19 protein-coding genes and 1 other RNA gene are annotated in these 19,095 nt (G+C 60.8%); 8 read left to right on the plus strand and 12 right to left on the minus strand.

Annotated elements, in window-relative coordinates; all coding sequences use genetic code 11:
* Nucleotides 1-6: 6 nt before the first annotated feature.
* Nucleotides 7-720, minus strand: coding sequence for an aspartate/glutamate racemase family protein (locus ACTNFK_RS06065; protein ID WP_435935897.1), 714 nt, complete (start codon nucleotides 718-720; stop codon nucleotides 7-9).
* 227 nt (nucleotides 721-947) lie between these two features.
* Between ACTNFK_RS06065 and ACTNFK_RS06070 the strand changes: the two genes are divergently transcribed.
* On the plus strand, nucleotides 948-1,250 hold the full coding sequence (locus ACTNFK_RS06070; protein WP_435935896.1) for a hypothetical protein: 303 nt from the start codon (nucleotides 948-950) through the stop codon (nucleotides 1,248-1,250).
* 33 nt (nucleotides 1,251-1,283) lie between these two features.
* Here ACTNFK_RS06070 and ACTNFK_RS06075 read toward each other — a convergent pair whose 3' ends face one another.
* From ACTNFK_RS06075 to speB, 5 genes are all read right to left on the minus strand, one after another.
* On the minus strand, nucleotides 1,284-1,610 hold the full coding sequence (locus ACTNFK_RS06075) for an antibiotic biosynthesis monooxygenase family protein (RefSeq protein WP_435935895.1): 327 nt from the start codon (nucleotides 1,608-1,610) through the stop codon (nucleotides 1,284-1,286).
* 208 nt (nucleotides 1,611-1,818) lie between these two features.
* Nucleotides 1,819-2,463 (minus strand): cyclase family protein, encoded by a 645-nt coding sequence (locus ACTNFK_RS06080; RefSeq protein ID WP_435935894.1) that lies wholly within the window; start codon nucleotides 2,461-2,463, stop codon nucleotides 1,819-1,821.
* A 34-nt stretch (nucleotides 2,464-2,497) separates the two neighbouring features.
* On the minus strand, nucleotides 2,498-3,907 hold the full coding sequence (locus ACTNFK_RS06085; RefSeq protein WP_435935893.1) for a purine-cytosine permease family protein: 1,410 nt from the start codon (nucleotides 3,905-3,907) through the stop codon (nucleotides 2,498-2,500).
* A gap of 42 nt (nucleotides 3,908-3,949) precedes the next feature.
* The gene (locus tag ACTNFK_RS06090; protein ID WP_435935892.1) at nucleotides 3,950-4,372 is read right to left on the minus strand and encodes a YybH family protein; all 423 of its coding nucleotides are present in this window, start codon (nucleotides 4,370-4,372) and stop codon (nucleotides 3,950-3,952) included.
* A gap of 65 nt (nucleotides 4,373-4,437) precedes the next feature.
* On the minus strand, nucleotides 4,438-5,403 hold the full coding sequence (gene speB, locus ACTNFK_RS06095) for an agmatinase (RefSeq protein WP_435935891.1): 966 nt from the start codon (nucleotides 5,401-5,403) through the stop codon (nucleotides 4,438-4,440).
* A 140-nt stretch (nucleotides 5,404-5,543) separates the two neighbouring features.
* Here speB and ACTNFK_RS06100 point away from each other — a divergent pair, with 140 nt between their 5' ends.
* Nucleotides 5,544-6,125, plus strand: coding sequence for a helix-turn-helix domain-containing protein (locus ACTNFK_RS06100; RefSeq protein WP_435935889.1), 582 nt, complete (start codon nucleotides 5,544-5,546; stop codon nucleotides 6,123-6,125).
* Here the strand turns inward: ACTNFK_RS06100 and ACTNFK_RS06105 are convergent.
* The 4 genes from ACTNFK_RS06105 to ACTNFK_RS06120 all read right to left on the minus strand — a co-directional run bounded on the left by ACTNFK_RS06105 (nucleotide 6,122) and on the right by ACTNFK_RS06120 (nucleotide 9,555).
* Nucleotides 6,122-6,727: a TetR/AcrR family transcriptional regulator gene (locus ACTNFK_RS06105; RefSeq protein ID WP_435935888.1), complete on the minus strand. Its 606-nt coding sequence runs from the start codon at nucleotides 6,725-6,727 to the stop codon at nucleotides 6,122-6,124. The genes ACTNFK_RS06100 and ACTNFK_RS06105 overlap by 4 nt on opposite strands.
* A gap of 38 nt (nucleotides 6,728-6,765) precedes the next feature.
* Nucleotides 6,766-7,194, minus strand: coding sequence for a DUF4190 domain-containing protein (locus tag ACTNFK_RS06110; protein WP_435935887.1), 429 nt, complete (start codon nucleotides 7,192-7,194; stop codon nucleotides 6,766-6,768).
* A gap of 12 nt (nucleotides 7,195-7,206) precedes the next feature.
* Complete coding sequence (locus ACTNFK_RS06115) at nucleotides 7,207-8,055, minus strand: universal stress protein (RefSeq protein ID WP_435935886.1); 849 nt, start codon at nucleotides 8,053-8,055, stop codon at nucleotides 7,207-7,209.
* A 63-nt stretch (nucleotides 8,056-8,118) separates the two neighbouring features.
* A complete protein-coding gene (locus tag ACTNFK_RS06120) occupies nucleotides 8,119-9,555 on the minus strand; it encodes a glyceraldehyde-3-phosphate dehydrogenase (protein ID WP_433647077.1) in 1,437 nt (478 codons plus the stop codon).
* Nucleotides 9,556-9,693: 138 nt separating this feature from the next.
* Here ACTNFK_RS06120 and ACTNFK_RS06125 point away from each other — a divergent pair, with 138 nt between their 5' ends.
* The 3 genes from ACTNFK_RS06125 (at nucleotide 9,694) to rnpB (ending at nucleotide 11,649) form a co-directional block, all read left to right on the plus strand.
* Entirely contained in the window at nucleotides 9,694-10,515 is an 822-nt protein-coding gene (locus ACTNFK_RS06125) for a Nif3-like dinuclear metal center hexameric protein (RefSeq protein WP_433647078.1), read from the plus strand.
* 4 nt (nucleotides 10,516-10,519) lie between these two features.
* Nucleotides 10,520-11,257, plus strand: coding sequence for a zinc ribbon domain-containing protein (locus tag ACTNFK_RS06130; protein WP_435935885.1), 738 nt, complete (start codon nucleotides 10,520-10,522; stop codon nucleotides 11,255-11,257).
* 35 nt (nucleotides 11,258-11,292) lie between these two features.
* Nucleotides 11,293-11,649, plus strand: an RNA gene (gene rnpB, locus ACTNFK_RS06135) — RNase P RNA component class A.
* Nucleotides 11,650-11,736: 87 nt separating this feature from the next.
* Here the strand turns inward: rnpB and map are convergent.
* On the minus strand, nucleotides 11,737-12,606 hold the full coding sequence (map, locus tag ACTNFK_RS06140) for a type I methionyl aminopeptidase (protein ID WP_435935884.1): 870 nt from the start codon (nucleotides 12,604-12,606) through the stop codon (nucleotides 11,737-11,739).
* Between the two features lie 64 nt (nucleotides 12,607-12,670).
* On the opposite strand from map, the gene ACTNFK_RS06145 reads away from it, so the two are divergent.
* From ACTNFK_RS06145 to ACTNFK_RS06155, 3 genes are read left to right on the plus strand one after another with little or no spacing between them, the layout of a single operon-like run.
* Complete coding sequence (locus ACTNFK_RS06145; protein ID WP_435935883.1) at nucleotides 12,671-12,874, plus strand: methionine aminopeptidase; 204 nt, start codon at nucleotides 12,671-12,673, stop codon at nucleotides 12,872-12,874.
* A 56-nt stretch (nucleotides 12,875-12,930) separates the two neighbouring features.
* Nucleotides 12,931-14,268, plus strand: coding sequence for a glutamine synthetase family protein (locus ACTNFK_RS06150; RefSeq protein WP_435935882.1), 1,338 nt, complete (start codon nucleotides 12,931-12,933; stop codon nucleotides 14,266-14,268).
* 21 nt (nucleotides 14,269-14,289) lie between these two features.
* Nucleotides 14,290-17,376, plus strand: coding sequence for a bifunctional [glutamine synthetase] adenylyltransferase/[glutamine synthetase]-adenylyl-L-tyrosine phosphorylase (locus ACTNFK_RS06155; RefSeq protein ID WP_435935881.1), 3,087 nt, complete (start codon nucleotides 14,290-14,292; stop codon nucleotides 17,374-17,376).
* 257 nt (nucleotides 17,377-17,633) lie between these two features.
* On the opposite strand, the gene glnA is transcribed toward ACTNFK_RS06155, so the two are convergent.
* Nucleotides 17,634-19,058 carry a type I glutamate--ammonia ligase gene (glnA, locus tag ACTNFK_RS06160; RefSeq protein ID WP_435935880.1) on the minus strand — a complete coding sequence of 475 codons (1,425 nt, stop codon included), beginning with the start codon at nucleotides 19,056-19,058 and terminating at the stop codon, nucleotides 17,634-17,636.
* Nucleotides 19,059-19,095 lie beyond the last annotated feature (37 nt).

Genomic DNA, 19,095 nt, shown 5'->3' on the forward strand with positions numbered 1-19,095 from the left:
ACAATGCTACTGAGGTTCGCTGGATACTGCCTCGCTCATAGCCGCGTCAACAGCGGTTTCCATGTGGATCTTCGCGGTGGGAAACACCGGCACTTGGCAGTCTTCCTCGTGCACGAGCAATTCAATCTCAGTGCAGCCGAGAACGATGCCCTGGGCTCCAGCTGCAACGAGGTCGGCCATGATCCGCTGAAACACCGCCCGTGTTGATTCGCTGATGATGCCAACCGCGAGCTCCTCGAAGATGGCTCGATGCACCAGCGCACGGTCCGCGGGCTCGGGGACGATGACCTCCAGGCCGTGGCTTGCGATCCTCTCGCGATAGAAGTCTTTTTCCATGGTGAACGCGGTTCCGAGTAGGCCAACCTTTTGTAGATTCTGTTTTCGTACTGCGGCAGCTACCGCGTCGCCGATGTGGATCACCGGAACATTCACCGCTTCCTGCACGTGGTCGAACAGCAGATGCATGGTGTTGGTGCAGATGAGGATCATGTCTGCGCCCGCCCGTTCGAGCCGCTGAGCGTGCAGCGCCAGAACCTCCGCTGCGCGGTCCCACTCGTCGGCGCGCTGCAATTGTGCTATCTCGGCAAAGTTCAGTGAGTCAAGCACAATCTTCGCGGAATTCAGACCGCCGAGTCGGTCGCGGACGAGCTGGTTGGCAACCGAATAGTACACAGCGGTGGATTCCCAACTCATCCCGCCGAGGAGTCCGATGGTCTTCACTGGGTGCCTCCCGTATCTTGAGATGATGGATTAAGACTGACGCACTTTGAGGTTCGCCACCACGGCAGAAATGTGAACCAAGACTTCATGCTGGCTTATGTTTGTCGATTTATCAGAAACCCTAAGTTATTAGATTCGTTTCATGATGGGCGGTGCTTCGGGTCTGTTCGTCTGAAGTGTGGGAGCGCGTGTTGTGCCCGAACCGGAGCGGAAACAGAGGAGTCACCATGGCCGCGAATCTGACCGAAGATCAAGTGGCGGAGATTCTTCGCAGGAGCAGTGCGGGGGAGAGCCGGGCAGAACTCGCTGAGGCGTTCGGCATCTCGGTGTGGGCAATCGATTCGGTGAGACGCGGACGGACCCGGGGCGCGCAGGCCAGCTCGAGCAGATCACTCACGGCCAGCCAGGCTCGCGAGATCCGCGACAGGCACACTCGGGGTGCAACCCAGAGTGAGCTTGCATCAGAATTCGCAGTAACCCAGCAGACCGTGAGCAATATTGTGCGGGGCAAGACCTATCGTGAAGTCTAGATCGGGAGGATGGGGCCCGGATCGTTACCTGTGCTAGGCCCCGAGATCAACGACCTCAAACTCAAGCAGCTCAGCTCCGGACGCAACCGGCTTCTGCTGCTCTCCACCGGCGCCATGCGAGGACGCACTCGGTGCATGAGCCGCTTTCGCGCCTCCATCACGCCATGCTTCGAAATCTGCGCGAGTGGCCCACGTGGTCATAACGAAGTAGCGGCTCTCACCAGCTACGGGGCGCAGCAGCTGGAACCCCTCGAAACCTGGGGAACCATCGACCGCTCCCTTGCGTGCCGCGAATCGCGACTCAAGCTCTGGGCCGGCTCCCTCGGGCACCGTGATTGCGTTGATCACCACAATTGACATGGACTTCTCCTGTTCGACTCTCCGGAGCGCATACGTGCGCAGACCCCTACGGTATCGCGGGTGCGTCCGGCGCCAGCGAATTCGTATCAAACGGACGATCCTGAAAGGCCTGTTTCGGCACAAAGAACAGCAGCACAGCTGTCGCGACGGAATACCATCACCTAGTCGAAATCCACGAGATGAGCCGCCTGAACGAACGGAGCCATGCCTAGTTGAAGGCGATGGCGCGAACCGGTGCCCCATCAGCGCCACCCAGGCGCATCGGGAAGAAACCGACGCGTGGCGTTTCTCCAAGTTCTGCAAGCCCGCGCAGATTTTCGACGATCAGTCCGTCGGATCCCAGCACACTCTCGTGCGCCGCAAAGTCAGCGTCCTCCATCGACGTCGGTGTGCGGTCAGGGTTCAACGTGTCGACTCCCAGCACTCGCATCCCACGCTCAACAAGAGTCACCGCTGCGTCACGTGTCAGGAACGGGTGTCGAAGGTAGCGATCGGTGCCGAAATGTTGGTCCCATCCGGTGTGGATCAACACGATTGCAGGGACCGAGTGCCAACGACTGAGTTGCAGTCGTTCCGCCGACAGCGGCTCATAGTCGGAAAGCCCGCCATCCCCAGCCGCATCTATGACTAGAGCGGTGCCCACGAGTTCCTCGAGAGTCACCGTATCCATGGTGCGGCCGCCGGCTATCGTATGTGCCGGTGCATCAAGGTGGGTCCCGGTGTGCGAACCGCACCGAATCACAGAAACCGCGACGCCATCGCGTTCGAGCGTAAGCGCCGATGTGACGGTGACATTGGGATCCCCGGGATACACCGTCATTCCGGTCTCGATCACATGGCTGAGATCAATCATCAAGTCGACTCCTCAAATGGGTGCAATGGCTTGTTCACCGGTGCTTCACCACATCAATGGTCACGGTCTCTCCAAGGTGCTCTCTGGAGTGGCCGGCAAAGCGACTGCGCGTCGGCAAGCTGAGAAGCGCGTAGAGCACGAAGGTCACGATGAATGCGGGAATCGTGGCACCAACGGGGCTGACCCACACGTAGGTCAGGAGGTATGAGGCCAACGCGCCAATGATCCAGGAGACGACGGCGCTCCAGTTCACGCCGCCCCGGTACCAATACGAACCTCCGGTGTCGCGCAGAATGTCATTCATGTAGGCGCGACGTTTGATGAGGTAGTAATCGGCGATCATGATCGCAAACACCGGTACGAAGAACGCTCCGATGACCACGAGGAAATCGGTGAACTGGTTGAGCAGACCAAACCACGTTGCACCGACTATTGAGATAGCTCCCAGAATGAGGGCTGTGGGCAAGAACTTGAGCCTCAGCTGCGGTCTCGCATTAATGACAGATGTCACCATGCCATAGACCACCATTGTGTTGGTCGCCATCACCGACAGGAAGATTACGATCGCGAGTGGTGCTCCGAAGCTCGCGACAATCACCGTCGGGTCAAAAGCGATGGCCTCGCCACCCGAGAGGATCACAAAGCTCAATGCAGTGAGCCCCAGTGTCATTGCGAGCACCGTTGAAGCTACGTAGCCGAGGCCCGAACCGAGAATTCCGGCCTTGCTGCTCTTCGCCAAACGGTTGAAGTCGGCTGAGAGTACCGTCCACGAGATTGCGGTAGCGATCACGATGTCGAGCACGGTGATAGTGGTGAGGCCATACGACTCATCGACGGGGATCGACGCATACTCGGCGGGGCTAAAGGTGGTGAACGCGACAAAAAAGACGTACGCCATGATTGCCAGAATCAAGATGGCCATCCACGGTTCGACCTTGGCGATGCCCTCGTGACCGAAGATAGCGAGCGCCACCACGAGCGTTTGGCACAGCACCGCAAAGAGGATGGGGCTCGAGAAACCGGTCAATGACTCAACCAAATAGTTCACCGTGATGCCCGCAAGCATTGCCTGCACCCAGCTCCAGCCCATGAGTATGATCACGTTCGCGAAGACCGGCAGAAGGCTGCCGCGCAGTCCGAAAGCGCCGCGAGTCGCGGCCATTGTGGGAAGCCCCGTGTGGGTACCGATGTTTCCAATCAGGGTGAGCACGATCGCACCGATGACCGTTCCCAGCACGATCATGCCTAAAGCGGTGAGAAAGCTGACCCCGGGAATGAATAGCGTGCCGGTGAGGAGGGTTGTCACGACGAGGTTCGCCGCCAGCCAAATCATTCCGATTCGGCCGGTACCGAGGGTTCCGCGTGCCGGGCCCGCGTCTTCATTGTTGGACTCGAGGTGAGACTCGAGCCGGCGGTAGATGTTCTTTCGGGTGGTGTCGCTCATCGCTGAGGCTCCTTTGTCACAGTGGGCGGAATCGGTGCGTCGCTAGGACGCGGGGGTGCTGGGAAGGGAGAGATGCTCGTGCACGGCGAGGAGCCGATCGCCCTCAACGCGGAACACAATGGTTTCGCGCTCCGTGTAGCTTTCACGATCTCCGTCGGTCCCGGTTGTGGTCTGCACCGTGTGCGAAAAGACGGCTCCTCCGGGGAACACCTGCGCGAGTTGATCTGAACTTCGACACTCCACGACACTCCAACCCGCGGCAGTCCAGGTTTCCCAGAGCTGCTCATATTCGGAGCGGGAGTTCAAGCGACGTGGCTCGGGGTGAAAGACGAAGCTTGCGTCATGAGCGAAGCCAGCAAAATATCCGACAGTGTTGTTCGTGCGGAAGGCCGCGACGATGTCGGCCGCCGCCCGCAGGGTCTCCGCCTCGCTCGGGGTCCGAGTCAGTTCTCTGGGTTTGGTCACTGGTTCTCCATTGAATCGGTGTGTGTGAGAATCACATTTCGTGTGAAGGTGCGTTGCTACGTGGATCAGTGGCTAGATGTTTCGCCGTGCAGCCCTCGGGCCATCGCGGTGACGAGCTCGTATGCGGTGTGGCTCGCCGCGACCGCGGTGATTTGGGCGTGATCGTAGGCCGGGGAAACCTCGACGACATCAGCGCCTACGATTTTGAGGTCTGCGAGTCCGCGGATCGCGCGAAGCAGTTCACGACTTGTCATACCCCCAGCCTCGGGGGTGCCAGTACCCGGCGCGTGAGCGGGATCGAGCACGTCGATGTCGATTGAAATGTAGAGCGGCTTCGTGCCGATGCGCTCGCGGATTCGCGCGATCGCCGCCTCGATGCCGTGCTCCTCGATGTATTCTGTCGTGATTACGGCGAAGCCTAGGCGCGCGTCATCCTCAAGATCTTGCGTGCTGTAGAGCGGCCCGCGGATGCCCACATGCATGCTCGACTGCAGGTCGATGATGCCCTCCTCTGACGCGCGACGAAACGGGGTGCCGTGCGTCATTGGGGCACCGAAGTAGGTGTCCCAGGTGTCGAGGTGTGCGTCAAAGTGCAACACTGCAACGGGGCCGTGCTTTGCGTGAGCCGCCCGCAGAAGGGGCAAGGCAATGGTGTGGTCACCGCCGATGGTAACGATGCGCTCGACCCGGGAGCCGAGGTCGAGAGCCGCCTGTTCGATCTGCGAGACCGCCTCCTCGATGTTAAACGGATTCGCAGCGATGTCTCCCGCATCGACGACCTGCACGAGTGAGAACGGAGATGCGTCCTGTGCTGGGTTGTAGGGTCGGAGAAGTCGCGATGCTTCGCGCACGTGCGTCGGACCGAACCGGGCACCGGGTCGGAAACTCACGCCGGTATCAAACGGGATACCGACCACCGCAATGTCTGCCGCCTCCACGTCTTCGATGCGGGGGAGCTTCGCGAAGGTCGCGAACCCTGCGTAGCGAGGGGTTTGACTCGCGTCCACCGGTCCGACGGGCTCTTGGCTCATTGAGCGTCTCCTATCATTACCATGCAACTTTTGTTGCTTACTAGTAAACACTACGGCGAGCACAGGTGCAAGCTGGCGGTCAGAAGTGAGACCAGAGTCCGGCAGAATAGGTGTACCTGCAACGGAGGGTGAGGGACGAGATGCGATCGGTTCACGCGAGCGCCAACGGGGCCGAGGTACGCATTGGCGCGAAGATCCGCTCGGCACGTATTGCACAGCGCATGACGCTCGAACAGCTGGCACAGGCATCCGGATTGTCACGCGGCTTTATCAGTCGTGTTGAAAATGATGCGACTTCGCCAAGCATCGCGACCCTGGTACAGGTCTGTCAGGTACTGTCGTTGCCGGTCGGAAGTCTGTTTTCAGAGCCAGAGTTGCAGCTCGTGCATCTGGAATCTGCCCCACACATCAACATGGGTGGAGAGGGAATTGTCGAGCGCTTGGTAACGGGCCGAAACGAGTCTCGCGTGCAGGTGATCCACACCGTCGCAGATGCCGGTGCCAACGGCGGTGGGGAGCTTTACACGGTCAGTAGTGACCTCGAGGTGTTACACGTGACCCGAGGAGCCGTGACCGTGGAATTTGCGTCGCACTCCGTCCGACTTGACCGCGGTGACACACTCACGTTCTCAGGCCGTGAGCCCCACAACTGGCGCGCGCACGAAGACGGTGCGGAACTAATGTGGACCCTCATCCCTGCAGCATGGAGCGGCTCAACTTAGAGGCTGCCAGCGTCCGTTTGTGAGCCTGTCACCCACGCCGGGAGAACTGCGATGAGTTGAGCTCTCACCCGTGATGTACTGACCGGGTTCTCTGCGATGAGCCACTCGGTGACCACCGCAAGCAGGCCTGCGGCGACAAACGTGGATGCGATCCGCGGGTCGATCGAATCCGGAGCAGAATGCGAGGCGGTCGCGCCCACACTGTGGGCGACAATCGTGTGAATCACCTGTCGCGCTTCGCTCGAAACATTCCCGCCGAGCACCGCCGCATAGAGACCTCTCCGTCGCTGGCACTCCGACAGAAACATTTCGAGACCCGCCTCGGTCGCTTTGCGTGTCTGTTGCGTGCTGCGCAGCTCGGCATCCAGCCGCCTGATCTCTCGAAAGAGCCGATCCATGAGTTGGACGGCGACATCGTCAAGGTCACGAAACTGTGAGTAGAAGCTGCTGCGGCTCACCTGAGCCTCCGCAACAATCGCGGCGACGGTGACCTCAGCGTCCCTTGAGCCGAGTCGATCGATGGCCGAAATGATAGCGGCGCGCGTCCGTGCCGGTCGAGGATCCACCGCGCGTTGCACGGGGGGTCGATCCTCAAAAACCATGTGATCAGACTAAAGGATGAGGCAATCCGATGAACAGCCTAAATGCCCCATTCGGTGTTCCCGCTTGTTCTTGCTGAGTCGGTCACTTCGCTCCAGAGTCTCTCGAAATAGCTGAGCCAATATGGGAGGTTGTCTTGCGCAAATCCCGCGGCTCCCATGACGAAGAGAACAGCCGACACTACCGGCATGACGATCGCAAAGGCCATGGTGAAGTAGCCAGACACGAGACCAGTTAACGCAAGCGCACGGCCCTCGCCGCTCAGGTCATGGGCACGTTGGAGTGCGATGTGACCTGTGACCACCGCGGGAATGGCCACGATGATCGCTGCAACACTGAATACCAGGCCGATGATTGGGATCCACCGCCAGAAGACAAGCGCGACTGACGCGAGCCCCAGCACGATCGAGAGCGAGGCGAGCTGGTTCCGTGGTCGCGACCAGCGCACAGGTAGGTCGGGCAGGGTCATGCGACGCGGAGGCTACGCGCGCGTGACGACCGTTGTGCGGGGGAGCGCCTGCAGCACACCGTGGCTGACTGAACCGAGCAGTAGCCGAGAAATACCGCCGCGGCCGCGGCTGCCCACGACGATCATGTCGGCATTCTCGGCGGCCTGCAACAGCGCCGCAACCGGGGGTGCTTGGACAATCCGGCGGTCGATCTTGAGGTCCGGGTAGCGTGCAGCAAGCCCCGCCGTGCCGATAGCAATTGCTTCCTCCGCTGCGCTGCGCTGCGACTCGACGAGTTCTTCACTCCACAGGTATTCGAGTCCAGGGGTCAACGGTGGCATCCACGCATAGACCGCAATGAGCGGCACGTGGCGCATCGATGCCTGCTCCGCGGCGAAGGCAATGGCTTTTTGAGATGCCTCGGATCCGTCAACGCCCACCACGACACCAGGTGCCGGATCGCCCTCGGTCTCGAACGGGACTACCGCAACGGGACAATGCGCAACAGCCGCAATCTTCACCGCGCGGGTGCCGAAGAACGAGCCCGAGAGCTTGCTTCCGGCGTGCGCCCCGAGGATCACCAGGTCAGCGCGCTTGGATGCTTCCTCGACCTCGGCGATGGGGTGACCCACAACCGCTGTTCCAGTGACTGTCCCGGTAAAGCCAGATGCCAGCGCGTATTGACGCTCCGCCTCAAGCATCTGCTCTGATGCCTGCTGGGCTTCAGACAGGAAGGCGACGCTCTCCGACAAAAACGAATCGTCGGCGACATACAGAAGCTCCACAGAAGCCCCAGCCTGTGTGGCGCGGGCGAGGCCCCAGTCAAGCGCCGCGCGGCTCTGCTCAGAACCGTCAACTCCGATGATGTACTTCTCTGCCATGAGATGGCCCTTCTGTGATTCGGATGTTCACTTGGTGGGCCGCTGCCCCGGCCCACCAAGTGGCTAAGCCTCGAGTGCGGGCAGGTGTGCCGGATGGCTTCCCGCAAGCTGCTCGATGATGCGTACTACCTGGCAACTGTACCCATACTCATTGTCGTACCAGACGTAGAGTACCGCGCTCTTGCCGGTGACGATAGTCGCGAGTCCATCGACGATGCCCGCACGATTCGAACCCACAAAGTCGGTTGAGACAATTTCGGGCGATTCCACATAATCAATCTGGGTACGCAGGGCCCCGGTGAGTGAGACCTGCTCGAGCAGCGCGTTCAACTCGTCACGGGTAGTCTCCCGTTCGAGCTGCAGGTTGAGCACCGCCATCGAGACATCCGGCGTGGGTACGCGAATCGCGTTGCCGGTCAGCTTGCCTTCGAACTCAGGGAGGGCCTTTGCCACGGCCTTTGCCGCGCCGGTCTCGGTGAGCACCATGTTGAGTGCTGCTGATCGGCCTCGACGGTCTCCCTTATGGAAGTTATCGATGAGGTTCTGATCATTGGTGTAGGAATGAACTGTCTCAACGTGTCCGTGTGCGACACCGAATTCGTCGTTCACGACCTTGAGTACTGGCGTGATCGCGTTTGTGGTGCAAGACGCGGCCGAGACGATCGTGTCAGCGTCGGTAATCTCGCCGTTGTTGACCCCGTAGACAATGTTCTTCAATTCGCCCTTGCCGGGCGCGGTGAGCAGCACTCGAGAAATTCCCGCGTTCGTGAGGTGAACACCGAGGCCCTGAGCGTCGCGCCACCTGCCCGTGTTGTCGACCAGGATCGCATTTTCGATACCGTACTGTGCGTAGTCGACAGTGGAAGGATCGTCAGAGTAGATGACCTGGATGCGAACGCCGTTCGCCAGAATCGCGCTCTCATCTTCGAGCACCTTGATCGTGCCGTTGAAGGGCCCGTGCACCGAGTCTCGACGGAGGAGGTTCGCGCGCTTCTGAAGGTCGTTCTCAGAACCCTTGCGCACAACGATCGCGCGCAGATTTAGGCCGCGACCGCTGCCGGAATGGTCAATAATGATCCGAGCAAGCAAACGCCCAATGCGCCCGAAGCCGTACAACACCACGTCGGTACCCGAGGTGGGTTGAGCGTCAATCGCGGGGGCGAGTTGCTGACGCAGGAAGGTCTCGAGATCGCCGCCTGCCGCACGGTACCCACTCGCCAGTCCCGCGAGGTCCACAGATACCGGACCCGGCTGAATCTTCGAGAGTGCCGCGACGATCGCCGACGTGTCGGTGAGCGGCAACTCGACAGCGTCAATCTTTCGGGCAAAGGTGTGGGCGCGAATGATGTCAATCGCCGAACGCCCAACAAGCGAGCGACCGTGCACCGACATCACCACATCTCGGTCACGATAGAGCTGACCAATCAGCGGAATCATGCGCTCTGCGAGCTCCTGTTTGGCTTTCCACGCCTCGAGATGAGCGTCAGCGCGATGGTTCATGTGAACGGTGGGTTCCTTCCGACTCAGGTACTGCGGCCTGTCCGCCGCTGCCATGTTGGCTCTCCCGTTAAGTATCCCATGTTGTGTGTGGTTCGCGAGCCTCGAGCACGGGCGAGCGTGGACGGTTACAGTGCTGATATGAGGAGCTCACACACACTCGTAGACCTGCGGAACGCTGTGGAATTGCTGTGGCCGGCTGCCGAGGCGCAGGATTGGGACCGAGTTGGCTTGGTGACTGGGCGAGATGACCTCCCGCTGCGCCGTGTGTTGCTCGCGGTAGACGCCGTGCGATCCACCGTCAACGAGGCCCTGGATTGGGATGCCGACGTCCTCCTGACCCACCATCCGCTGCTCCTTCGAGGTGTGCATACGGTGGCTGAAGACAACGCAAAGGGTGCACTTCTGTCTTCGCTGATTCGAGGTAATTGTGCGCTGCTCGCAGCGCACACGAACGCCGACGCACCCGAGGGCGGGGTTTCCGATGTGCTAGCTCGGCAGCTTGGAGTGATTGATGCCGAGCCCCTTGAGCCTGGGGTCGATCCGAACTCGGGCATTGGCCGGGTGGGTCGGCTCCCCGAGCCACTTCCACTTCAAGAGTTCGCTGCACGTATCGCCAGCGTGCTCCCGCAGACCGTGAGCGGCGTGCGCGTGTCTGGAGATCCGGAGCGTCCGATCTCACGTGTCGCACTGTGCGGGGGTGCGGGGGATAGCCTGCTGGATCATCCGCTCGTGCGCAGTGCCGATGTCTATGTGACCAGCGATCTGCGGCATCACCCCGCACAGGAGTCCCTCGAGCAGTCGAGCGTAGCGGGTGGGCCGGCACTCATAGACGTGGCGCACTGGGCGAGTGAATCGCTGTGGCTCGACGTTGCCGCGCAGCGACTCGAGACGCAGCTTCCCGGGGTTGAATTCCGGGCGAGTACCCGCTGTACCGACCCGTGGACCTTCGCAGTAAGGTAAGAGCATGAAGGCCAGCCCCCGCCAGCAATCACTGCTGCTCGACCTGCAAGACCACGACAACCTGGTGGCGCGTCTGCGTCGCAAACGCACACAGCTTCCCGAACGGCAAGAACTTGCTGCGCTTCAGGGCGAACTCTCTGAAGCCAAGACTGAATTCATGGCCGTTCAGCGTGAACTCGACGCGCAGAATGCCGACATTTCGCGACTGGAAAACGACGTGGAGACCGTGCGTCAACGTCGGCGTCGAGATGCCGACCTGCTGTCGGCGAGCACCTCTTCGAAGGAAGCACAGTCACTGCAGGGAGAGATTGACACGCTAGAGAAGCGTCAGGGCGTTCTTGAAGAACGCGAACTGGATCTCATGCAGGCCAGCGAGGAAACACAGGCACGGTATGACGCCGCGTCTGAGTTGCTCGCGCGGGTCGACGAACGCCGGGCCGAGCTCACCGCGAACCTCCTGGAGGCCGAGCGAGCCATTGATGCCGAGATCGTAGCGGCAACTGAAGAGCGTGCCGGGATCGCTGCGGAGCTGCAGCGCGATCTCCTCGACCTGTATGAGAACCTCCGTCAACGAGGCGGTGTCGGGGCCGCGAGGCTCCGGGGCAACGTCTCGGAGGGTAGTAATATGGCGCTGGCTCCAGCTGAGCTCCAAGAGATTCGGTCTGCAGCGCCTGATGAACTGGTGTTCTGTCCGGGAAGTGGCGCGATCCTGATTCGTGTCGATGCAGACGATCCACGGTAAGACGTGAGGGTGCAGCGGTAGACTGAACGCCGGAATGGGTCGGTGAGGCGGTCGCGTCGCGGGTAACTGCGCCGAGGAACGTCCGGGCTCCACAGGGGAGAATGGTGGGTAACGCCCACCCGGGGTAACCCGCGAGAAAGTGCAACAGAGAGTAGACCGCCGGGCTCCTTGAGCCAGGTAAGGGTGAAAGGGTGGTGTAAGAGACCACCGGCGTTCGTGGTAACACGGGCGGCCAGGTAAACCTCGTTCGGAGCAAGGCCAGACAGAAGACGTTGACGCTCCCCGCCGAGTCTTCGGGTAGGCCGCTAGAGGGTATTGGCAACAATGCCCCGAGAGAGATGACCGTCACCGCGAAAGCGGGACAGAACCCGGCGTATGATCCGGCCCATTCCACATTCGCGTTCCGGTGCGAGCCCGAGACGGGCTCGCCGTCGCGTCGCGTGAAGGCCAGAAATGGCCTTCACCCCGAGCTCCGCGCGCTACTCGGAGAGGGTGAGTATCTCCACACCGTTCTCCCGCACCACCAGTGTGTGTTCGAACTGGGCCGTCAGGCTCTTGTCGCGGGTGGTAACCGTCCAATCATCAGCCCACAGATCCCATTCGTGCGTTCCCAAGGTGAGCATGGGCTCAATCGTGAATACCATGCCCGGAACAATGACATCATCGAATCGTGGCGCAGAGTCATAGTGCGGAATGATGAGACCGGTGTGAAAGGCCGCGCCGACCCCGTGCCCGGTGAAGTCCCGCACCACGCCGTATCCGAAGCGCTTGGCATAGGTCTCGATGACCCGCCCGATGACATTCACTTGGCGGCCCGGCGCGACGGCCTTGATGCCACGTTGCAGCGCCTCGAAGGTGCGCTGAATCAGGAGGTCGGCTTCCTCAGACACCGCTCCCACGCGATACGTCCGATTCAGGTCACCGTGGAACCCATCCAGGTAGGCCGTGATGTCGACGTTCACCAGATCGCCTTCGCGGAGTGCGGTGTTGTCTGGGATCCCGTGGCAAATGACCTCGTTGACCGATGTGCAGCACGACTTGGGGTAGCCCCGGTACCCGAGCGTTGACGGGTAGGCGCCATGGCTGACCACATACTCGTGCGCGACGGCATCGAGTTCGTCGGTCGTGACGCCGGGTCGAATGGCGGCTTCGACTGCATCGAGGGCTCGTGAGGCGATCCGCCCCGCTGCCCGAATCTTGTCGATCTCGGCTTCGGTATACGTGTTGTCTCCCGTGTACTCCGGGGGAGCCGAGAGTCCCACATAGGGCGGTCGGGCAATGCTCGCCGGAACCTCGCGCGGCGGGGTGAGCGTACCGGGAATCAGGTGGCCGTGTGCGTCGAAAGGCATACGCTTAGTCTAGAGATGGTCGATCGCGCCACCGCGACGACCACCGAGAGAAGTAGGGACCGCCATGAGTAAACGTGACTGGGGCATCGACGACCCAACCGAGACCTATTGGTACAACACCCGCACCGGAAAAGTTGAAGAGGGAAAGCAATCGCTCTCCATCGATCGCATCGGACCGTTCAGTACTCGCGAAGAGGCCCAGCGTGGGCCGGAGATTGTTGCCGAGCGTGCCCGAAAAATCCGCGAAGAAGACGAACTCAACGAGTAAGTCGCGGTGCCCCTGAGGCGATAGTCTGATTTCACAGTGAACCGAAGGGAACCGGCGTGAGCAAACAGCGTGATTTCGTTCTCCGCACCATCGAAGAGCGCGGCGTGAGGTTCGTGCGTCTGTGGTTCACCGACGTCGCGGGCACCCTCAAATCAGTGGCGTTGGCACCCGCTGAGGTTGAGGGAGCGTTCAGCGAGGGCATTGGCTTCGATGGGAGTGCTATTGAAGGACTCACACGTGCGTTTGAAAGTGACCTGCTGGCTGTGCCAGACCCCTCAACGTTCCAACTTCTTCCGTGGCGAAGTAGCACAGAACCCACGGCTCGCATGTTCTGCGATATCAACACCCCAAATGGTGAGCCGGCGGTCGCCGATCCACGTCATGTGCTGAAGCGCACGCTGAACCGTGCGGCAGAAATGGGATTCACGTTCTACACGCACCCAGAAATCGAGTTCTACCTGCTGAAATCTGCCGACTACGGTCCTGAGGGCCCGGTTCCGGTAGACCGTGCCGGCTACTTCGACAACGTTCCTGGCGGCACCGCGCACGACTTCCGCCGTGACAGCGTGAATATGCTCGAGGATCTCGGCATCTCGGTCGAGTTCAGCCATCACGAGGGCGGTGCTGGTCAGAATGAAATTGATCTCCGATATGCGGATGCGCTGACTACCGCAGACAACATCATGACGTTCCGCACGGTCGTCAAAGAGGTCGCCATCGCACAGGGCGTGTACGCGACCTTCATGCCTAAGCCACTTGTCGGGCAGCCAGGCTCCGGTATGCACACGCACATGTCTCTCTTTGAGGGAGACACCAACGCGTTCTACGATCCCGGTGCCAAGTATCAGCTGTCACAGACGGGCCGCCGCTTCGTTGCGGGGCTGCTCCGCCACGCCCCCGAGTTCACCGCTGTGACGAACCAGTACATCAACTCGTATAAGCGACTCTGGGGTGGCGATGAGGCGCCGTCATACGTGAGCTGGGGCCACCTGAATCGTTCGGCTCTGGTCCGCGTGCCCATGTACAAGCCAGGTAAGGGCGGCAGTGCGCGAGTCGAGTATCGCGGTATCGACAGTGCAGCAAACCCCTATCTCGCCTTTTCCGTGATGCTCGCGGCAGGGCTGAAGGGAATCGAGGGGGAGTACGAGCTCCCGCCCGAGGCCGAGCACAGCATGTGGGACCTGAGCGACGGCGAGCGCCGTGCGATGGGCTTCGATCCGCTCCCGACAAGTCTCGATCATGCCCTCGCGGTCATGGAGCGCAGCGAGCTCGTAGCCGAAACGCTCGGCGAACAGGTCTTTTCATATTTGCTCCGCGAAAAGCGCCAGGAGGTCGCTGCCTACCGGCAGCAGGTGACGCCGTTCGAGCTTTCCTCGATGCTCGGCACCGTGTAACTCAGCGACTTTCCGACGACGATGCTGAATGTAGCGAGAACGCATGCACTCGGCGCCTTCGCGCGGGCTGGATTTCAAGACCTCTCGGGCGCGCGAAGCACACTGACCCTTCTCTCTGAGATGGTGGATCAGCCAGTCGCGTCGCTCCTCAGCGCATTTGCGCACGCGGCTGACCCAGACACCGCGCTGACACGGCTCATCGCTGTGGCCGAACGGCATCCAGAGGTGGTCGGAGAATTCGACGAAGAACTGTGGGTGCGTCTCGTTCTGCTCGTCGGAGCGTCACCGGCTCTCGGGGATTTTTTCCTGCGCCAGCCAGGATCGCTGACGCAGATCCTGCGCACCGGTGGACGCTTGATCGGTGCTGACGAGGCTCGGTCTGCGCTGCTCGAGGCGGTTTCCGCGTCGGGCGGTGACTCGCCAATAGCTCGATATTTCGCTGAACAGGGTGCGGCTGCGCTCCGTGTCAAATACCGGGAGCTGCTCGCCGAGGTGATGCTCTACGACCTCAGGGCGGGCATGGAGTCAGGATCGGCGGGAGCCGCGAACTCCTTTGAACGTGTGTCTCACGCGCTTTCCGATCTCGCCGCAGCAGCGCTGGACGCAGCCTTGGCCGTGGCACGGGGAACGCTGGCTGCGGGAGCCGTGGGACCGGCGGTGGGGGCGGATCGTTTGGCAGCTACCAGGCTCTCCGTCGTGGCCATGGGAAAGTGCGGAGCGAACGAACTGAATGTCGTGAGTGACGTCGATGTTGTCTTTATCGCAGACGCCTCGCCATCGCTGTCGACCGATCTGGAACTGTTCGATACCGAGGCAATGTTGCGGATCGCCACTCGCCTCGCAACCGAACTCATGCGAGCGATCCACGATCCGGGGGTTGAGCCACCGCTGTGGCAGGTCGACCCCAACCTGCGCCCAGAGGGAAGGCAGGGGGCGCTGGTGCGGACCCTTGGTTCGATGCAGGCATACTACGAGCGCTGGGCCAAGGCGTGGGAGTTTCAGGCGCTGTTGAAGGCGCGTCCGGTTGCTGGCGATCTCGCGCTGGGAACTGAGTTTGTGGATCTCACCCGTCCTCTCGTTTGGGCCTCCAGCGGGCGGGAGGACTTCGTTGGCTCGGTGCAGCGCATGCGCGAGCGTGTCACCGAACACATTTCCGAGGAAGATCTTGAGTTTCAGTTGAAGCTTGGTCCCGGTGGGCTCCGGGACATTGAATTCAGCGTCCAGCTGCTGCAACTGGTGCATGGTCAGTATGACGACACAATTCACGCCGCGGGAACGCTGCCCGCGCTAACTGCGCTCGTGACTGGTGGGTATGTCGCGAGAGGTGACGGCGAGCGACTCGCAGCGGACTATCGCAGGCTCAGGCTCCTCGAACACCGAATGCAACTGCGCGATCTGCGTCGCACTGCGCTCATGCCTCGCGATGAACATGGGCTTCGCGTTCTGGCGCGCGCCTCGCGCCTCGCACACACGGGAACCGAGCTTCGCACACTGTGGCAGGGAATGAAACGTGAGGTGCGTGAACTTCATCTCAAGATCTTCTATGCGCCGCTCCTCAGCGCGGTTGCCGCGCTTCCCGAGGAAGAACTGGTGCTGGGCTCAGGCGAAGCTCGTGCGCGACTGTTGAGTATTGGCTTCAGGGATCCTGATGGCGCGATGCGACACCTGGCCGCGCTCACCCAGGGAACATCGCGTAACGCCCGGATCCAACGGAATCTGATGCCGGTCCTACTGCAGTGGCTCGCTGGCGGCACCGATCCCGATTTTGGTCTCTTGGCGTTTCGCCGGGTTAGTGAAGCGAATAGGGAGAGCCCGTGGTACTTGCGCCTCCTGCGCGACGGCTCGGAGGCGGCTGAGCGATTGACACACGTGCTGTCGTGCTCACGATTCGCCGCGGGTCTGTTGGAGTCGATCCCCGACGCAGTGGCGTGGCTTGAGCGCGACGAACTCCTGAGGCCAATAGGCCTTGCCACGCTGCTTGAAGAAATGCGTTCGCTTGCTTCTCGTCGTGACAGCGTCGATCAAGCGGCATCCGCACTGCGGGCAGTTCACAGACGCGAGATCCTACGACTCGCGCTTGGGCGTCTGGTCGGTGTCAACACAGACCAAGACATTGCGCAGGGCCTTGACGCTGCGCACACCGCACTTCTTGACGGTTTGCTTCTCGCGCTGCGGTCGACCGAGCCGGCAGATGACGAGTCCGAACCGAGACTCGAGCTCGCACTGATTGGCATGGGTAGGTTCGGGGGGCGTGAGATGGGTTTCTCCTCAGACCTCGACCTCATTGCTGTGTACCGGGTACCGTCGGGCCTGCACGCATCGGAGGCGAACGCTGCGGGAAAACGTGCTGATCGGCTAGTTTCCGAATTGCGAAGATTGGTTTCGGATCCAAGATTCTCGGTGGATCTTGATTTTGACCTTCGTCCCGAGGGCAAGAATGGTCCGCTGGTTCGCAGCCTCGACGCCTACGAAGCCTACTACGGACGCTGGTCGGTGACGTGGGAAGCCCAGGCGCTCCTCCGTGCACGTGCAATTGGCGGCGATGCGGCGCTCGGAGCTGACTTTGTGGCTCTCGCAGATCGCATTAGATATCCCGAACGGCTTACTGATGTAGCCGTTCGTGAAGTACGTCGAATGAAGGCCCGAGTTGAGGCTGAGCGTCTCCCGCGCGGGGTCGATCCCCGAAGACACTTGAAGCTCGGCCCCGGCGGTTTGAGCGACGTGGAATGGCTCGTGCAGCTGCTACAACTGCAGTTTGGAGTAACACATCCCGACCTGCAAACCGTTTCAACGCTTGACGCGTTGCAGGCTGCGTGGCACGCGGAATTGATCGACTCGGAAGCAAGAGAGCAGTTGGAAGCTGCATGGCAGCTCGCGAGCGAGATTCGATCCGCGGCGAAGTTGTGGTCTGGGAAGGCAAACGATGCGTTGCCGCGAGATCGCGCAGAACTTGAGGGAATAGCTGGCGTGCTCGGCATGCCAAGAGGACACACCAGCGAACTCGAAGAGCGGTGGCTGGCAGCTTCTCGACGAGCCCGGGCCGTGTTCGAGCGGGAGTTTTTTGGATATACCGACGATTCATTGATGTATCCCGTCATCACAAACTGACCTCAAGCCCCAACCGTTTCCGCGTTGGTCACGAACTGATCACGAAAAGGTCTGGCTAAGTTTGTCTGTCGGGCGTACTCTCGGCACTATGAACCTGCTCACATCCCTGCTTGAGGCTCTCCTATCCGAAGATGGCCTTGACCTGGACGAGGAATGTGACTCCTGACAACAACTCTTTGACCTGGAGCGATGCGCTGTCGCTCGGAGATAGAAAGAGGGCCACCGAGCAACTGCTCGGTGGCCCTCTTTCAGTCTGTCTAGACCCCGTAGTAGAGCTCAAACTCGTAAGGGTGCGGACGGAGCGCCATTGGCGCAATCTCCGTTTCGCGCTTCAACGCGACCCACGTTTCGATCAGTTCCTCGGTGAAGACGTCCCCTTCGAGGAGGAAGTCATGATCCGCCTCGAGCGCCTCGAGTGCCTCTGACAGGCTGCCTGGTACCTGAGGAATGCTCTTCAGTTCCTCAGGGGGAAGCTCGTAGAGATCCTTGTCGATCGGCTCCATCGGCTCAATGCGGTTCCGGATCCCATCGAGGCCGGCCATGAGTTGCGCGGCAAATGCGAGGTATGGATTTCCCGAGGCATCGGGGGCGCGGAACTCAATGCGCTTTGCTTTGGGGTTCGAGCCGGTCAGCGGAATGCGCACCGCGGCAGAGCGATTGCCAGCTGAGTAGGCGAGATTGACCGGTGCCTCGTAGCCCTTCACCAGACGACGGTAGCTGTTGATGGTGGGGTTTGTGAAGGCCAGCACTGCCGGAGCGTGCTTGAGGATGCCACCGATGTACCAGCGAGCCAGATCACTCAGACCGGCGTAGCCATTCTCATCGTAGAACAGCGGCTCGCCGCCCTTCCAGAGTGACATGTGTGTGTGCATGCCGGAGCCGTTATCGCCAAAGACTGGCTTCGGCATGAAGGTTGCGGTCTTGCCCCAAAGCTCGGCGGTGTTCTTGACGATGTACTTGAACTTCAAGACGTCGTCAGCCGCGCAGACCATCGTGTTGAAGCGGTAGTTGATTTCGGCCTGGCCGGGGGCACCTACCTCGTGATGCGAGCGCTCCAGGTGCAGTCCAGCCTCGATCAGACGCAGCGAGATGTCGTCACGGAGGTCAGCCTGCTTGTCGACCGGAGATACTGGAAAATACCCGCCCTTTGCGGCGGTCTTGTGCGACAGGTTGCCGCCCTCGTCCTTCCGTGCGGAGTTCCACATCGCCTCTTCCGAGTCGATCTCGTACATCGTGCTCTCAGGCTTCGTCTCGAATCGAACCGAGTCAAAGATATAAAACTCTGCCTCGGGGGCAAAGAATGCGGTGTCCGCGATTCCGGTTGATTCGAGGAAGCGTTCGGCCTTCTTCGCCACCTGACGCGGATCCTTCGCGTAGATCTCACCGGTTCGGGGGTTGTAGATATCGAAGATCAGAACCAGAGTGCGTTCGGCGCGAAACTGGTCGATATATGCCGTGGTGACGTCGGGAATAAGCTGCATGTCACTCTCCGCGATCCCAGCGAAACCGCGAATTGACGACCCGTCAAACATCTGGCCGACCTCAAAGAAGTCAAGATCCACCGTGGCCGCCGGAACGTTGAAGTGCTGCTGCACGCCCGGTAGATCGGTGAAGCGGATGTCGACGAACTTGACATCCGTCTCTTTGATGAAGTCGAGTACTTCCTGCGGGGATGTGAACATACTGCTCCTCAGTTCAGGGCGCTCCTCGCGCCTTCGT

This window comes from Leucobacter fengyongliangi (assembly GCF_052386045.1).

Excerpts from the sequence above, each read along its gene's own strand:
- ACTNFK_RS06070 (WP_435935896.1), top strand. The coding sequence starts at position 948 with ATGGCCGCGAATCTGACCGAAGATCAAGTGGCGGAGATTCTTCGCAGG.
- ACTNFK_RS06075 (WP_435935895.1), bottom strand. The coding sequence starts at position 1,610 with ATGTCAATTGTGGTGATCAACGCAATCACGGTGCCCGAGGGAGCCGGC.
- ACTNFK_RS06080 (WP_435935894.1), bottom strand. The coding sequence starts at position 2,463 with ATGATTGATCTCAGCCATGTGATCGAGACCGGAATGACGGTGTATCCC.
- ACTNFK_RS06085 (WP_435935893.1), bottom strand. The coding sequence starts at position 3,907 with ATGAGCGACACCACCCGAAAGAACATCTACCGCCGGCTCGAGTCTCAC.
- speB (WP_435935891.1), bottom strand. The coding sequence starts at position 5,403 with ATGAGCCAAGAGCCCGTCGGACCGGTGGACGCGAGTCAAACCCCTCGC.
- ACTNFK_RS06100 (WP_435935889.1), top strand. The coding sequence starts at position 5,544 with ATGCGATCGGTTCACGCGAGCGCCAACGGGGCCGAGGTACGCATTGGC.
- ACTNFK_RS06105 (WP_435935888.1), bottom strand. The coding sequence starts at position 6,727 with ATGGTTTTTGAGGATCGACCCCCCGTGCAACGCGCGGTGGATCCTCGA.
- ACTNFK_RS06110 (WP_435935887.1), bottom strand. The coding sequence starts at position 7,194 with ATGACCCTGCCCGACCTACCTGTGCGCTGGTCGCGACCACGGAACCAG.
- ACTNFK_RS06115 (WP_435935886.1), bottom strand. The coding sequence starts at position 8,055 with ATGGCAGAGAAGTACATCATCGGAGTTGACGGTTCTGAGCAGAGCCGC.
- ACTNFK_RS06120 (WP_433647077.1), bottom strand. The coding sequence starts at position 9,555 with ATGAACCATCGCGCTGACGCTCATCTCGAGGCGTGGAAAGCCAAACAG.
- ACTNFK_RS06125 (WP_433647078.1), top strand. The coding sequence starts at position 9,694 with ATGAGGAGCTCACACACACTCGTAGACCTGCGGAACGCTGTGGAATTG.
- ACTNFK_RS06130 (WP_435935885.1), top strand. The coding sequence starts at position 10,520 with ATGAAGGCCAGCCCCCGCCAGCAATCACTGCTGCTCGACCTGCAAGAC.
- map (WP_435935884.1), bottom strand. The coding sequence starts at position 12,606 with ATGCCTTTCGACGCACACGGCCACCTGATTCCCGGTACGCTCACCCCG.
- ACTNFK_RS06145 (WP_435935883.1), top strand. The coding sequence starts at position 12,671 with ATGAGTAAACGTGACTGGGGCATCGACGACCCAACCGAGACCTATTGG.
- ACTNFK_RS06155 (WP_435935881.1), top strand. The coding sequence starts at position 14,290 with ATGCTGAATGTAGCGAGAACGCATGCACTCGGCGCCTTCGCGCGGGCT.
- glnA (WP_435935880.1), bottom strand. The coding sequence starts at position 19,058 with ATGTTCACATCCCCGCAGGAAGTACTCGACTTCATCAAAGAGACGGAT.